This is a genomic window from Bradyrhizobium sp. NBAIM18 (assembly GCF_020193825.1).
GTDB classification, from domain to species: domain Bacteria; phylum Pseudomonadota; class Alphaproteobacteria; order Rhizobiales; family Xanthobacteraceae; genus Bradyrhizobium; species Bradyrhizobium yuanmingense.
Window position 1 is genome coordinate 641213 of sequence record NZ_JADYVO010000002.1, and the last position, 14338, is coordinate 655550.

The following is a 14338-nucleotide window of genomic DNA, read 5'->3' on the forward strand; positions in this document are numbered from 1 at the left end:
CGCCGAGCTCTCACCCATTTATTTTAAGTATAAAATATTTCCTCGATGCGTGGCTTGTCAAGGCGGTTCTGCAAAGACGCCGGAGGGCACGCCCCTCAGCGCAGCGCTGGTCCTGAAATTTAGTGTAAATCGGATGCACGGCGGCGCCGATTCCGGATCCCTCGGACCCAGCCTTGAATTTACTTTTGGCACGAACTATCTTGCCGATGTCCACGAGAGCTGCGCCAGCTTTCGTAAGCCACGAAGCCCGGGAGATTCGATTGGCACTCGCGAAGGAGTCCACCCCTGTTTCGGCCAGGAATGAGACGGATCAGGAGGCCGAGTACAGGGCTCAGACACGCCTTTGGCTCCGACTGCTCGCCTGCACGACCCTAATCGAAGGCGAGCTGCGGCGCCGGTTTCGCGAAGAGTTCGACTTCACGATGCCCCGCTTCGACGTTCTCGCCCAGCTCGACCGCGAACCAAGCGGACTTGTGCTGGGAGAGCTGCCCAAGCGCCTGATGGTCTCGGCCGGGAACCTCACGCCAATCGTCGACCGCCTGGTCGCAGATGGATACATCACCCGCACGGCGTCGAACCTCGACCGGCGCGTGCAGATCGTCTGTATGACGGTCGAAGGCCGCAAGATCTTCAGGCGAATGGCCAAGAGCCACGGTGCATGGCTTGCGGAGCTGCTGGCGGAATTCCCGGCAGATCGGTTCGATGGATTGATCGGCGAGCTCGACGAACTCAAGGCCGCCGTCAGGGACGCCTTGCAAAAGCCTTAAGCGAATACGACGTCAGCGTCGTATCTTCACTCCGGCCGCTTCGCGATCCCACGTATCCGTCGTGACGCCGGCATCGCGCAGCACGCCCTTCTTGATCTTGCCGTTCTCCGTCAGCGGCATCTGACCCAGGATTCGTACATAGCGCGGAATGGCGAAATAGGCGATCTGTCCTTCGCAGTGCCTGACGATGTCGACGGGCTGGAGCACGTGGCCCGGCTCCAGAAGAATTGCAGCAGCGACTTCGTCCTCACCCAACTCCGACGGCAGCGGGTAGATCGCGCAGGCAGCGACCGCGGGGTGCGACTGGATCGCCTGCTCGACCTCCCATGAGGACACGTTCTCGCCGCGCCTGCGGATGGAATCCTTCATGCGATCGATGAAGCGATAATGCCCGTCGGAATCGCGAACGACCCGATCGCCTGAGTGGAACCACAGATTTCGCCAGGCCTCCACGGTCTTCTCCGGCATGCCGAAATAGCCGGACGCGAACGCAAAGGGTTCTCTCGCGCGAAGCACGAGCTCGCCGGCCTCTCCATCAGGCAGCTCGGAATCATTCTCGTCGACGATCCGCGCCTCAATGCCATCGGCCAGGTACCCCATCGTCCCCGCCCGATCCGACGGAATCGTGCCGGCGAACACAAAATTCGTCTCCGTCGACCCGTAGCCGTCGACCAGCGGTACGCCGAAGCGCTCGCGGAACGGGCCGTGGATTTGCGGCGGCACGCCACCGCCAAGCGCGACACGAAGACGATGCATTGACTCGTCTGCGCTCTTCGGCTGCGCCAGCAGCATCGAGGCCATCGCGCCGAGCAGATAGCCGACCGTCGCATTGTGCTGTCGCGCGGCAGCCCAAAAGCCGGAAGCAGAGAATTTCGGCTCGAGCACGTACGTGCATCCGTTCAGCAGCGCCTGATAGAACGCATTCAGTGCGTTGGTGTGGAACAGCGGCAGCGTCGTGAACAGCACATCGCCCTCGCGGATTCCGAGCGCCCGCGCCGAATAGATGCCCCACCAGAACAGCTGCGCCTGCGGACAGCACACACCCTTCGCAGGCCCCGTGGTGCCCGACGTATAGAGGATCGCAACGGTGTCACCGGGACGCACGGCGCCGGCCGGGGCTGTGGCACCAAGAGGCGGCAGCGAGACCGCGGAAAGCCTGGCACCGATTGCGTCGGCGGCAGCTCCGATGATCCAGGTCCGAGGCGGCAGCTCGACATTCGCGACCGCGCTGGCGAACTGAGCCTCGATGACGAGCAGCGCGGGACGCGAGTTGCGGAAAATGTGGGACAGCTGGAAGCCGCGCAAGGCGGTGTTGATCGGGACCGCAATCGCCCCCAGCCACGCACAACCGAGATAGACCTGCAAGAACTCCGGACGGTTCGAGCACATCAGCGCGACCCGGTCGCCCGGCTTGATCCCGGCATCGACCAGCGTCTGGGCCGACGCAGCCGCAGTCGTCGCAGCCTGCGCAAAGCTCCAACGCGTCTCTCCAGCAACGAGCAGAAGGCGGTCGCCGTAACGCTCCGCCTGCCGCGTGAGCATCGTCGAGAGGATGCGCTCAGACGGCGGGAACGACGCTATCGCGCGCGCCCAGGCAGGCGCCGCGTTCTCGCCGCCGGCCAGGTCGGTGATGTTCGCCAGCGCATCTTTCTCCATTGCGACCATGCTCGCACCTCAAGGCAACAGCTTGTACTTGCCGTCCTCGATCTGAACCATGATGCGCGAGCGATCGTCCACCCCATGCCGGTCCGCCGGCGTGTAGGTGTAGACGCCCTGCGTTCCGACCACCTCCTTGGTGGTGAACAGCGCCTGGCGAATCGCGGTACGGAACTCAGGTGAGCCTGGTTTGGCACCGGTTGCCAGCGCACGCTTGGCGGCGTCGGCGAAGATCAGCCAGCCGTCGAAGGAATAGGACGAGAATGAATCCGTCGGCGCCTCGCCGTTGGCCTTTTCGAAGGCCGCGCGGAAATCCAGGGCGACCTTCTGGATCGGATTGCTGGCCGGAAGCTGCTCCGCCGCGGTCACAGGTCCCGTCGGGCACATGATGCCGTTGGCGGCCTTGCCGGCCAGACGAAGGAAATCGGCGCTGATCAGCCCGTGATTGCCGTAGAGCGGTCCCTTATATCCCCGCTCGGACAGAGCGATGACCGGCAGCGCGCCCGGCGTGCCGGTGCCGCCGAGCATGATGGCGTCGGGACGCGCGGCGAGTGCGCGCAGCACCTGAGCCGTCACCGAGGAGTCCGACCGGGCATAGCGTTCGTTCGCGACGACCTTGATGCCGGCGGCCTTCGCACTCTGCTCGAGCGAATTGTACATGAGATCGCCGAACGCATCGGAGAAACCGATGAAGGCCACGGTCGTCAGGCTCTTCGCCTTCATGTGGTCGACGATTCCTTGCACCAGAAGCGGCGTGGGCTGCGGCGTCTGCACGACCCAGGGACCGCCGTCGCCTGACGGCACCGGTGCGATCGGCGACACCGCGATCATCGGAATCTTCATCTCGATGGCCGCGGTCGCCATCGCGAGCGTCTGGGGAGCGCCGGACGTGCCGATCAGGATATCGACCTTCTCCTGCTCCACCAGCTTGCGCGCATTGCGTGCCGACGCGGTCGGATCGGAGCCGTCGTCGAGCTGGATGACCCGCAGCTTCTCGCCGCCGATTTCGCCGATATAGGCCTGACCTGCCGCGATCCCCTTGGCGTTGGGAATACCGATCGATGACACCGGCCCACTGAGGCCGGTGACGAATCCGACGAGGATCTCGGCTCGCGCGAATTGCGGAACGGCAAGCAGCAATGCAGTGGAAGCCACCAGGCTCTTGATCAAGTTCATGGCACCTGTCTTTCGGGAGAATTTCTTGTTCTGATTGGCGAGCGCCATGGATCGGGGCTCAAGTGGACGACACCAGAGCGATGACTCGAAGCGGGCTACCGGAGCCGTTCTGGATCTTCAGTGGCGAAGCCACGATGACGGCACCGGTGGCCGGAAGCTGATCCAGGTTACACAGGCATTGCAGGCCGTAGCGGCCCGCGCCGTGCAGGAAGTGATGCGCCGGATAAGGCGGCTCGAAGTGTCCGGCCTGCCCCGCATCCGTGCCGATGGTTTCGGTGCCGAAACCGATGACACCGCGCTCCTCCACCAGCCACTTCATCACCGCCGGGTTCGGGCCCGGCGTATGCGCGCCGTCGTCCCCGAGATTGGAGTAGTCGCGCCAGCCCTTCTTCGACCAGTCGGTCCTGAGCAGCACCCAATTCCGCTCGGGGATCCGGCCGTGCCTTGCTTCCCAGGCTTCGACAATCGGGACGGTCAGCAGGAAATCGGGATCCTGCGCCGCCTGCGCCGAGCAGTCGATGACACAGGCCGGTGCGATCATGTCCTTGGCGGGCATCGTGTCGACGGCATTGTTCGGCAGGTTCTTGCCGGTGAACCAGTGAATCGGCGCGTCGAAATGCGTGCCGGTGTGTTCGCCGAACGTAACGTTGTTCCAGTACCAGGCCGGCCCGCGACCATCGTATCGCGATATCTCCTGGATGCGGACAGGCGCGGCCTGACCGAACTCCGGCGGGAGGACGATGACCGGAAAGTCCGGACTGAGTGTGAAGGTCAGATCGACGACGCGCACCGCGCCGGAAGAAATCGCACTCGCCAGCTCCAGGAGACTCTTGCTTTTCATCGTCACGTCCTCAAGCTCGGTTGAAATCCCGCTTCTTATCGGTCGAGCTCGCGCTCGAGCGCTTTCGGATTGGCCGCGAGACGTTGCCGGATCTCTTCGGCGACATCTCCGACATACATCTCTTCGAGCCCGTTCTTGAGGCCCGACACGATCGCCTGCGCGATCGCGCGCGGTGCGACCTTCGGCGGCGGCACGGTCTGGAACCATTCGGTGTCGACAGGGCCGGTGAACAGGTTCATCACCCGGACGCCGCCCGGCCGCAGCTCCGCGCGCAAGCAATGCGACAACGACAGGCAGGCGGCCTGCGAAGCCGAGTAGGCGCCGAAGGCGGGCCAGTTCGCCAGTGCATAGACCGAGAGAATATTGACCCATGCCGCGCTGCTGTTGATGCCGTCGGCACCGCGCATCCGCATGGCGGGGCCAAAGGATTGAGCCAGATTGATGAAGCCGAGATAGGCCTGATCGATCTCGTCCCGTGCAATGCTCGTGCCCCTGCGGTCGAGCAGGCCGCCCGGCCGAATGTATTCCGTCGTGTTGACGAGAATATCGACCTTGCCGCCGATGTCGGCCGCAAGATCGGTAGCCGATTTTTCGTCAGCCGCATCGAGAGTCACGATCTCGATCCCGTCCTGACCGCGCAGCCGCTCCTCGCCGACGAACGGCCGCCATGGTTCGGCAATGCCGACGAACACCGTCTTGGCGCCCGCCGCCTTCAAAGCGGCGACGGCTTCCTGACCGATGACGCTGCGGCCGTTGGTGACGAGCGCCCGACGGAATTTCGGATCGGCCGTCATTTCCCGCCACTGCTTGTCGTCTGCCATGTTGGGAGTCTCCCCTTCGGGACGGGCAAAGGCCACCGCCTGGCCGCTCTTGTCGAGTTGCAACGACATGCTGACGGCCGCGCCCTCTGCGCAGTCGGCATGAAGATGTGCGACGATCGTCGGACCGCAATCCATCTTGATGAGACCGATCCGCCACGGCGCCCGTTCGCGGAAATAGACGTCGCTCGGCACCCGTGCCGTTGTCTCGGCAAGCAGTACACCTCGCCGCGGCGCATCGACGAAAGCGAGGCCGGCCGAAAGACAGGACGGGCAGGCTTCGCGCGCCGGATAGGCAAAGGTGCCGCAAGCCTCGCAGCACTGCAGCATAAAGCGGCCTTCGGCGGCCGCGCGCGTGAACCCGTGCGACATCCTGCTGCGCGGTCGCGGTGGCGAGGCCGGTAGCCGCGTCCGCAGCAGCGGGTTCTTGCGCCGAGGCGGCTTGATCGGCTCTATCATCGCGAAGGTCCAGCAAGGATCGCGGCACCCGAGGCGAGACCACGATCATAGTTGATCATACCGAACCCCGAGGCCAGAGCGAGGCTCGCATTCCTGACCTGCGTGGGACCGGCACTGCCCAGAACCTGCCGCAACCCTTCAACGAGGCCGAGATAGGCGCCGGCAGCACCGGCCTGCCCGACCGAGAGTTGTCCGCCCGACGTGTTGTGCGGGAAGTCGCCGTCGATGGTGAGATCGTGTTGGCGCACGAACTCGGCGCCCTCGCCCTTCTTGCAGAAGCCGAGATCCTCGAACTGCATCATCGTGATGACGGGATAGTCGTCATAGGTCTGCACGACATCGAGATCGTCAGGCTTCACGCCGGCCATCGCATAGAGATCGCCGACATCCATCGCCCAGCCGCCGCGCACCTGCATCGGATCGTCGGCAAAGGCATTGTGCCGCTCGATCGTCGAAAGGAGTCGCGCGGCGGGCAGCTTCAGGGATGACGCCGTCTCATCGCGCATCACGAGAAACGCTTCCGCGCCAGCACAGGGCATCACGCAATCGAACAGGTGGATCGGATCGGAAATCGGCCGGGCCGCCAGGTATTGCTCGAGCGTGAGCGGCGCCTTCATCAGCGCATGCGGGTTGCGCAGGGCATTGGCGCGCTGGGCGACAGCGATCTTGCCGACGTCCGCGCGCGTGACGCCGAACATTCGCATATAGTTGCGCGCAATCAGCGCAAAGCTGGCATTGGCGCCGCCAGCGCCGTAAGGATAGACGGCGTCCTGATTGAATCGCGAGAAATTCTCCAGCGTCAGCCTGAACGAATCGACGTGATTGGTGTCGCCAGCGACGCACGCCACCATGTCGGCATCGCGCGCCTGAACCGCGCGCGCCGCCTTGCGCAGCGCCGCGATGGCGCTGGCGCCGCCGAGCGGGATCGTGTCCAACCACCGGACGCAGAGCCCGAAATGCTGCGTCAATCCGACGCCACTGTCCGTGCCCATGGTGAAACTGGAGACGCATAGGCCGTCGATGTCGGACGCCTGGATGCCGGCCTGCGCGACGAGCGCGCTCAGCGCCCGCCCGATCCACCATTGCGCGCTCTCGATGGAGTAGCGCACATAGGGAATCGTGACGGGAGCCGCAATCACCACGCCGTCATATGGTGCGCGCAAGGTGTTAGTCACCGACCGCCCTCGTTCATCCGCCTCAGACCACCGTCAGTTTCACGTCAATATTGCCGCGGGTTGCGTTCGAATAGGGGCAACGCTCATGCGCACCGGCAACGACCTCTTCGGCCACAGCCTTCTCGACACCGGGCAGGTTGACCTTCAGCTCGACAGCGAGCGCATATCCGACGGGCACCGGCCCCATCGCAACCTTCGCAGTCACGGACGGCTCGGCAGAGGGCACCACCTTCCGCGTGCGTGCGACGAGCTTGACCGCGCCGAGAAAGCAAGCGGCATAGCCGGCCGCAAAGAGCTGCTCGGGATTGGTGCCTTCGCCACCGGGACCACCCATCGATTTCGGCAAGGACAGGGACACCGACAGCAGACCGTCAGCGCTGGCGGCTTTGCCATCCCGACCTCCGGTCGCCGTCACCTCGGTCTCGTACAGGATCTTTTCGGGGGTCATCATGACTTGTTCTCCAGCAACGGTGTTTCGAGCACTAGCGGCCGTTACGGGCAAGTAGCGCGCGGAAGTCATCGCGGGCCTGGGGGCTGGCCCGCCTGAAGCTCGGCCCGCGGCTGGGCTCGGTGCCATTGAGCTTCCGGAGCTGCACCCACATCTCGGCACTCTTGAGCGCCACGGCCGCGCAGTTGACCACCGGAGCGTGGCCAACCTTCAGGCCATGCTCTCGCCCGATCAAAAGGCCTGGCAACGCGCCGGCCGGGATCACGACATCCGCGCCGCGTTCCACCAGCGGGAGCGCGCAGGCAACGAAATCCTTGACCATGCGGGCTTGCGCGGCAGCGTTTCCGGCGAACGCATCGGCGAAATCCTCCGGCCTGCAGCCAAGGCCGGTCACGTGGACGACGCGATCGCCGAGGCCGTAACGCTCGGCCTGCTCATAGTGCAAGACCTCGAAGACGGGATCGAGCGTCACAAGACCTAGCCGCCGCCCGAGTTGAGAGGCCGCCAGCAACGTCGCCTCGCCGGTCCCGATCACGGGAATGTCGAGCGCAGAGCGCAGCTCGTAGAGACCGGGATCCTGAAAATGCCCCATGACGAAGGCGTCGAACCCGCCCTCCTCCGCTGCGATGCCGTTGTCGATTGCCTGGACCGCACAGCGCAATTCCGCGAGCCGTCCGAACTCGCGGTCCGGCGGACTGATGCCCCGGACGTCGACCGTCGTGCCTGGCGCAGCGATGTCGTTCAGGTATTCCGACAGCCGCGCCATGTAGGGCGCATTCACGCTCGCATCAACAAAGCTCTGCCAGAAGATGCGCATCGTCCTTCTCCTCAAGCGATGATCGGAGGATCGGTCGTCGGCTGCCGATGAATATATTTCAATCATAAACTAATTGACGCGTCAAATGCGCGCGGCGGCGACGGCGACCAGGGCCGTCGGGGCCAAGGCGAGCACGGCGTTTTCGATCGGTCGAGTAGCGCAGAAGCGCCGCACACTGACGAAATTGTATGCAACAACATTTTTTTCTGACAGCCCTGTGACACGTGTTGACGGCGCCACCGGAGTTACTTTAGGCTTTAAGTAATTCCTCGCCGGTCAAGGACCGGTGGCCATGACAATGATGTTGCAGGGCACCGATTTTGAGAGACTCGATCGTGTGGACAGTCGCCGTGCTCGAACAGCCGGCCTTAGCAGCAGCATCGCCGTTCGCGCATCGCGGCGGCACCGACGACCTTTCATCGCTCCGGAAAAGGCCCGCTTGCATGTGCCGATGGGCCTATCGTTCGCGCGGCACGCAACATCATGGCTGCTGAGCGCCGGGCGAGCACACTCTCTTCGGTCGCGCCCGGTATTTGGCGCCGCAGCAATGTTTTCAATCGGTCGGTTCGTCGTTCGGGGCCCCGCGCGGCAGCATCGAAGCATTCCTATCCAGCATCAACGGAGGAGAACGCATATGCGCAAGACTCTGAGTTTACTTGCACTTGCCGCCGGCATCGTCACAGCCCCCGCCGCGCGGGCCGATATCACCATCGGCTTCGTCACCTCGCTCAGCGGCAACGGCTCGTCGATCGGCATCCCCTACGGGCGCGGCATCAACGCGGCCTATGAATACAAGAAGACCGTCAACGGCGAGACCATCCGTCTGATCCAGCTCGACGACGGCTCCGACCCGTCGGCCGCGACCCGCAACGCGCGCAAGCTGGTGGAAGAAGAGAAGGTCGACCTCCTGATAGGCACCGCGACGGCGCCCTCGACCATCGCCATGGCGGCGGTGGCGAGCGAATTGAAAGTGCCGATGATCGCGGTCTCGCCGATCGGCAAACTGCCGGAAACACCCGAGCAGTGGGTGGTGTCGGTGCCGCAGCCTGCGTCCCTCCTCGTCAAGATCATCGCCGATCGCATGAAGCGCGATGGCATGAAGAACATCGGCTATATCGGCTTCTCCGACGCTTGGGGGGACCTCGTCTACAACGGCGCCAAGGCGGCGGAGGCCGCCGGCGATGTCAAGATCCAGACCAACGAGCGTTATGCGCGCACCGACACCTCGGTCACCGCGCAGATCCTCAAAGTGCTAGCGGCGCGGCCGGACGCCGTGCTGGACGGCGGCTCGGGGACGCAAGGCGCGCTGCCGCTCCTCAGCCTCGCGGAGCGCGGCTTCAAGGGAAACACCTACGGCACGGTGGCGCTCGTCAATCCGGACTTCGTGAACGTCGGCGGCAAGGCGGCCGAAGGCATCCAGGTCTCCGCCGGCCCGGTCATCGTGGCCGAGCAGCTGCCCGACGAACATTTCGCCAAGAAGATCGCGCTGGATTTCCGCAGCGTCTACCAGAAGGTCCATAACATCCCGACCACCGACGGCTTCTCGGCCTACTCCTTCGACGCCTGGCTGATCTTCGCCAACGCAGCGGAGCGCGCGCTCAAGACGGCGAAGCCCGGCACGGCGGAATTCCGCGCCGCCCTGCGGGACGCCATCCTCAGCACCAAGGAGCTACCGGGCGTGCATGCCATCTACAACTTCAAGCCCGGCGCGGTGACCGGCGTCGATGAGCGCGCGCTGGTCGTAGTGCGCCTGACGGGCGGCGCCTGGAAATACGCGCCGTAGTCGGACGGCGGCAGGCCACCAGAACAAGGGGGACGACGTTCTCAATGACGAGCGACATCGCAGCCATTCTTGCGATCGACGGGATCGCCACCGGCGCAGTCTACGCGCTGGTGGCGATAGGGACCGTCCTCATCTTCACGGTGACACGGGTCATCTTCATTCCCTTTGGCGACATCGCGGCCTTCACGGCGCTGACGCTGGCAGCGCTCGATGCGAAGCGCTTTCCGGGCACGGGCGCGCTGGTCGTCATTCTTGCGTGCCTCGCAACCCTGATCGAAATCATCTCGCTGCTGCGCAACGGCGAGCGTCGGCTGGTTCCGCGCGCTCTCTTCTTCTATCTCGCATTGCCGCTGGCCGTGGTTGGCCTCGCCTGGCTGACCATGCGCGCCGAGCCGCCGCTCGCCATCAGGCTCGTGCTGGCCTTGATGCTGATCACCCCCATCTCCCCGCTGCTGGACCGGATCGTCTTTCGTCCCATTGCGGACGGAACGGTGCTGCTGCTCCTGACCGTCTCCGTCGCCCTGCACTTCGCGCTGGTCGGCCTTGGGCTGCTCTTCTTCGGTCCCGAGGGTGTCAGGACCGAGCCGCTGACGTCATTGTCGACCGAGTTTGCGGGCGTGCTGATCTCGGGCCAGACCATGCTGATCGTGATCGCAGCCCTCGTCTTCTCTGGCCTGCTCTATCTCTTCTTCGACTTCACGCTGGTCGGTAAATCGCTCCGCGCGACGGCCGTGAACCGGACCGGCTCCCGCCTGATGGGCATACGTCCCGCCCGCGCCGGCACCATCGCCTATCTCCTGGGCTCGCTGATGGCCGGCGTCTCCGGAATCCTGATCGCGCCCGTCAACACCATATTCTACGATTCCGGCTTCCTGCTCGGCCTCAAGGCCTTCGTCGGCGCCATCGTCGGCGGCATGACCAGCTATCCCGGCGCGGCCATCGGCGCCGTGGGCGTCGGTATCCTCGAAAGCTTCGCATCCTTCGAGAGCAGCGCGCTGAAGGATGTCATCGTGTTCTCGCTTCTGATCCCGATCCTGATCTGGCGATCCCTCGCCTCGCTGCATTCCGAGGAGGAGATCGAGGAATGACGCGCCTTCACGTTCAGCTCGCGGCGGTGGCGGCGGTAGCGTGCCTCGCGCTCGCGCCATTCGTCCTCAACCCCTTCAGCATCACGCTGATGAACTATATCGGCATCTATTCGCTGGTCGCGATCGGCCTTGCCCTGCTCACCGGCGTCGGCGGCATCGTGTCATTTGGACAGGCCGCCTTCGTCGGCGTCGCGGCCTATGCCACGGCCTGGGTCTCCGCTCTGAATGGATATTCCCCGTGGCTCGGCCTCGTGTTCGGGGTGGCGCTGACCTGCGGCGTCGCGACCATCCTCGGCGTCGTTACCTTGCGGCTCCAGGGCCATTTCCTGTCGCTCTCGACCGTCGCCTGGGGGCTCGCCATCGGCTTCCTGTTCGGCAATGTCGAGGGGCTCGGGCGCTTCAACGGCATCTCGTCGATCCCGCCGATCAGTATCGGATCGTTCGCGCTCGTCTCGAGCGCCCAGATCTATTTCCTGATCTGGGGCATCGTCGTCGTGGTGCTTTTCCTCGGATACAATCTCCTGGACTCCCGGGTCGGCCGTGCCATGCGCGCGCTGCGCGGCGGCAATATCCTGGTCGAAAGCCTCGGCATCAACGCCTTCCGGATCAAGCTCGTGACCTTCGTGATCGCGGCCTTCCTCGCCTCGCTCTCCGGCTGGCTCTACGCCCATATGAGCCGCTTCATCAGCCCGGGCCCGTTCGATGCCGGCATGGGCATCGAATATCTGATGATGTCGATGGTCGGCGGCGCCGGCAGCCTGCTCGGCGGCGTCGTGGGCGCCGCTATCGTCACCTTGCTGAAGAACAGCGTGCAGGACTATCTGCCGCTGATCGCCAAGGGCGCGTCCGGCCAGCTCGAGATCGTTGCCTTCTCCGCGCTGTTCATCCTGTTCCTGCAATGGGCGCGGCAGGGCATCGTGCCGTTCGTCGCGCGCTACTTGCCGAAGATCAAGCGCGAACGGCCGCCAGCCGCCCCGCCCCTGCCCCGCCGTCCCCAGCCGAAACCGGGCGAACTGCTTCTGAAGGTCGACGGCGCCGAACGGCGGTTCGGCGGTCTCGTCGCCGTCAACAATGTCAGCTTCGAGGTCCGCTCCGGCGAGATCCTCGCCGTCATCGGCCCGAATGGCGCCGGCAAGAGCACGATGTTCAACTGCCTGACGGGCGCGCTCAGGGTCAACAAGGGCGAGATCGTCTTTGCCGGACGCGCCATCACGCGCGATCCACAATCCCGCATCGCGAGGGGCGGAATCGCCAGGACCTTCCAGCATGTGAAGCTGCGGCCGCGCATGAGCCTGCTCGAGAACGTCATGCTCGGCACCTACGCGCGCACCAGCACGGGCCTGTTCGCCGGCGCCTTCCGCCTCAACCAGCGCGAGGAAGCCAGCACCCGGCACGAGGCCTTGAAGCAGCTCGAGCGCGTCGGGCTCTGCGACAAGCCGTTCGAGCTCGCGGGCAATCTGCCGCTCGGCAACCAGCGCATCCTGGAGATCGCGCGCGCTCTCGCCGCAGACCCGGCGCTGCTGGTGCTGGACGAGCCGGCCGCGGGCCTGCGCCGCCAGGAGAAGCTCAGGCTTGCGGAGCTGCTCCGCTCGCTGCGGTCGGACCATCTGACCATCCTGATCGTCGAGCATGACATGGAGTTCGTGATGTCGCTGGTCGACCGCATCGTCGTGCTCGACTTCGGCTCCAAGCTCTGCGAGGGCGCGCCCGCCGCAATCCGGAGCGACGAACGGGTACAAGAGGCCTATCTCGGAGGCGTCGCGTGAGCGAGATGTTTTCCATGACGGATGTGACCGTCTGCTACGACAATGTCGAAGCGGTCCGCAACGTCTCGCTGTCGGTCGAGGAAGGCCAGATCGTCACCGTGATCGGCCCGAACGGCGCCGGCAAGACCACGCTGCTGATGGCGGCGATCGGGCTGCTCGCCTCCCGCGGCCGCCTCGTGTTTCAGGGCAACGACATCGGCAGGATGTCCGTCGAGGACCGCGTCGAGCGCCGGCTGTGCCTCGTGCCGGAGAAGCGCGAGCTGTTCTCCGACATGTCGGTCGCCGACAATCTCCTGCTCGGCTCCTACAGCCTGCGCGACCGCTCGGGCGTCCAGAAGACGCTGGACGAGGTCTATGATCGCTTTCCGCGCCTGAAGGAGCGGCAGCGCCAGGCCGCCGGCACCCTCTCCGGCGGCGAGCGCCAGATGCTGGCGCTCGGGCGCGCGCTGATGGCGAGGCCCAAGCTGCTCATGCTCGACGAGCCGAGCCTCGGCCTCGCACCGCTGATCGTGCGCGAGATCTTCCGCACCATCGCCTCGCTGCGCGATCTCGGCGTCTCGATCCTGCTGGTCGAGCAGAACGCCCGCGCCGCGCTGGAGACGGCCGACTACGGCTATGTGCTCGAGACCGGCGAGATCGTGCAGTCGGGCCCCGCCAAGGATCTCATCCACGATCCCCGGCTGATCACAGCCTATCTCGGCGGACACTAGCGCTGATCTGGACAGGCAGGGTCGCTGGAAAAACAGAAAGTCGAAAACAACCCCATGCACAGTAGCCGCTGACAGCGTTTTCAATGACTTGCGGCGAGCCTTACGGATTTTGCGAAAACAGGTTGTTCCGTCGGGCAAAACAGGGGCATAATGCCATCATCGCCGCTCCGGATGCCGACGGCTTCAACCGCCAACCTGGACTTCCGTTTTCGTAGGTACACTGCAAGACGCCCCGACAGTCTGAATTCCCGTGCGTGCCGGTAAACCATTGCTACCGACCACCGCGTGGATTTTACGCGTCAAGCCGCCGCGCAACCTTCCCATCGATTGGTGCCAATTCCTAGTGATACAGGCGCCATGCTGATGGACGCGGACAATCGAAATGTCGATCTCTGGACAGCGGCATCATGGGCAGCAGCAAGTGCGTCTAGAGTGACTTACATCACCCTTTTCAAGTACCCCCCTCCGATCGTGCGCCGCACGTCGCGCTGATTTTGAACTCCCCCGCTTTGCGTGGCCACCAACGGCTACTCTGAACTCGAACTCCATAGGGAGGAAACCATGATTACCAAGACGCTGTTCGTCGGACTTCTTACAGCCGGATTTTTCTCTGCATCTTTCGCAGTTGATGCAGAAGCAGAACCAACTCGTTCCCAGCAGGTGAAAAACGTGGGAACCAGCCAGAATGGTGCCCGGGCGGGCTCCATGGATAGCTGGCCGCAGACGATGGACGAACTGAACAACGCCTACAACTGTGGTCCGTATGCGGACAAAGAGTCGGCCAAGAAGTGCAAGAAGTAAGCAAGTTCTTTGATCGCTCCAGTGCTGCCGAAG

The 14338-nt window shown here is 64.3% G+C and carries 13 protein-coding genes and 1 pseudogene; 6 read left to right on the plus strand and 8 right to left on the minus strand.

Going from position 1 to position 14338, the window contains the following annotated elements; all coding sequences use genetic code 11:
* Window positions 1–260 precede the first annotated feature (260 nt).
* Window positions 261–767 (plus strand): MarR family transcriptional regulator, encoded by a 507-nt coding sequence (locus tag I6F17_RS07005; protein WP_225131155.1) that lies wholly within the window; start codon window positions 261–263, stop codon window positions 765–767.
* Between the two features lie 12 nt (window positions 768–779).
* On the opposite strand, the gene I6F17_RS07010 is transcribed toward I6F17_RS07005, so the two are convergent.
* From I6F17_RS07010 to I6F17_RS07040, 7 genes are read right to left on the minus strand one after another with little or no spacing between them, the layout of a single operon-like run.
* Entirely contained in the window at window positions 780–2432 is a 1653-nt protein-coding gene (locus tag I6F17_RS07010; RefSeq protein ID WP_225131157.1) for an ATP-dependent acyl-CoA ligase, read from the minus strand.
* Between the two features lie 9 nt (window positions 2433–2441).
* Window positions 2442–3599, minus strand: a complete 1158-nt coding sequence (locus I6F17_RS07015) for an ABC transporter substrate-binding protein (protein WP_225131159.1) — start codon at window positions 3597–3599, stop codon at window positions 2442–2444.
* A gap of 58 nt (window positions 3600–3657) precedes the next feature.
* Window positions 3658–4440 (minus strand): cyclase family protein, encoded by a 783-nt coding sequence (locus I6F17_RS07020; RefSeq protein WP_225131160.1) that lies wholly within the window; start codon window positions 4438–4440, stop codon window positions 3658–3660.
* A gap of 35 nt (window positions 4441–4475) precedes the next feature.
* Entirely contained in the window at window positions 4476–5717 is a 1242-nt protein-coding gene (locus I6F17_RS07025; RefSeq protein ID WP_225131163.1) for an SDR family NAD(P)-dependent oxidoreductase, read from the minus strand.
* Window positions 5714–6892 (minus strand): thiolase family protein, encoded by a 1179-nt coding sequence (locus I6F17_RS07030; RefSeq protein ID WP_225131165.1) that lies wholly within the window; start codon window positions 6890–6892, stop codon window positions 5714–5716. The genes I6F17_RS07025 and I6F17_RS07030 overlap by 4 nt, the downstream gene beginning before the upstream one ends.
* A gap of 22 nt (window positions 6893–6914) precedes the next feature.
* Window positions 6915–7343 carry an organic hydroperoxide resistance protein gene (locus tag I6F17_RS07035; protein ID WP_081493654.1) on the minus strand — a complete coding sequence of 143 codons (429 nt, stop codon included), beginning with the start codon at window positions 7341–7343 and terminating at the stop codon, window positions 6915–6917.
* A 31-nt stretch (window positions 7344–7374) separates the two neighbouring features.
* Window positions 7375–8157: an aspartate/glutamate racemase family protein gene (locus I6F17_RS07040; protein ID WP_225131167.1), complete on the minus strand. Its 783-nt coding sequence runs from the start codon at window positions 8155–8157 to the stop codon at window positions 7375–7377.
* A gap of 634 nt (window positions 8158–8791) precedes the next feature.
* Between I6F17_RS07040 and I6F17_RS07045 the strand changes: the two genes are divergently transcribed.
* From I6F17_RS07045 to I6F17_RS07060, 4 genes are read left to right on the plus strand one after another with little or no spacing between them, the layout of a single operon-like run.
* A complete protein-coding gene (locus tag I6F17_RS07045) occupies window positions 8792–9940 on the plus strand; it encodes an ABC transporter substrate-binding protein (protein ID WP_225112770.1) in 1149 nt (382 codons plus the stop codon).
* A gap of 44 nt (window positions 9941–9984) precedes the next feature.
* Complete coding sequence (locus I6F17_RS07050) at window positions 9985–11028, plus strand: branched-chain amino acid ABC transporter permease (RefSeq protein ID WP_036034562.1); 1044 nt, start codon at window positions 9985–9987, stop codon at window positions 11026–11028.
* Complete coding sequence (locus tag I6F17_RS07055) at window positions 11025–12794, plus strand: branched-chain amino acid ABC transporter ATP-binding protein/permease (protein ID WP_225190413.1); 1770 nt, start codon at window positions 11025–11027, stop codon at window positions 12792–12794. Before I6F17_RS07050 ends, I6F17_RS07055 begins: the two co-directional genes overlap by 4 nt.
* Window positions 12791–13504, plus strand: a complete 714-nt coding sequence (locus tag I6F17_RS07060; protein ID WP_225131363.1) for an ABC transporter ATP-binding protein — start codon at window positions 12791–12793, stop codon at window positions 13502–13504. The genes I6F17_RS07055 and I6F17_RS07060 overlap by 4 nt, the downstream gene beginning before the upstream one ends.
* 252 nt (window positions 13505–13756) lie before the next feature.
* On the opposite strand, the pseudogene I6F17_RS07065 reads toward I6F17_RS07060, so the two are convergent.
* Window positions 13757–13935 (minus strand): annotated as a pseudogene (locus tag I6F17_RS07065) (IS5/IS1182 family transposase); the annotation flags it as partial.
* 130 nt (window positions 13936–14065) lie between these two features.
* Between I6F17_RS07065 and I6F17_RS07070 the strand changes: the two are divergent.
* Window positions 14066–14305, plus strand: coding sequence for a hypothetical protein (locus I6F17_RS07070; RefSeq protein WP_225131365.1), 240 nt, complete (start codon window positions 14066–14068; stop codon window positions 14303–14305).
* The last annotated feature ends 33 nt before the right edge of the window (window positions 14306–14338 follow it).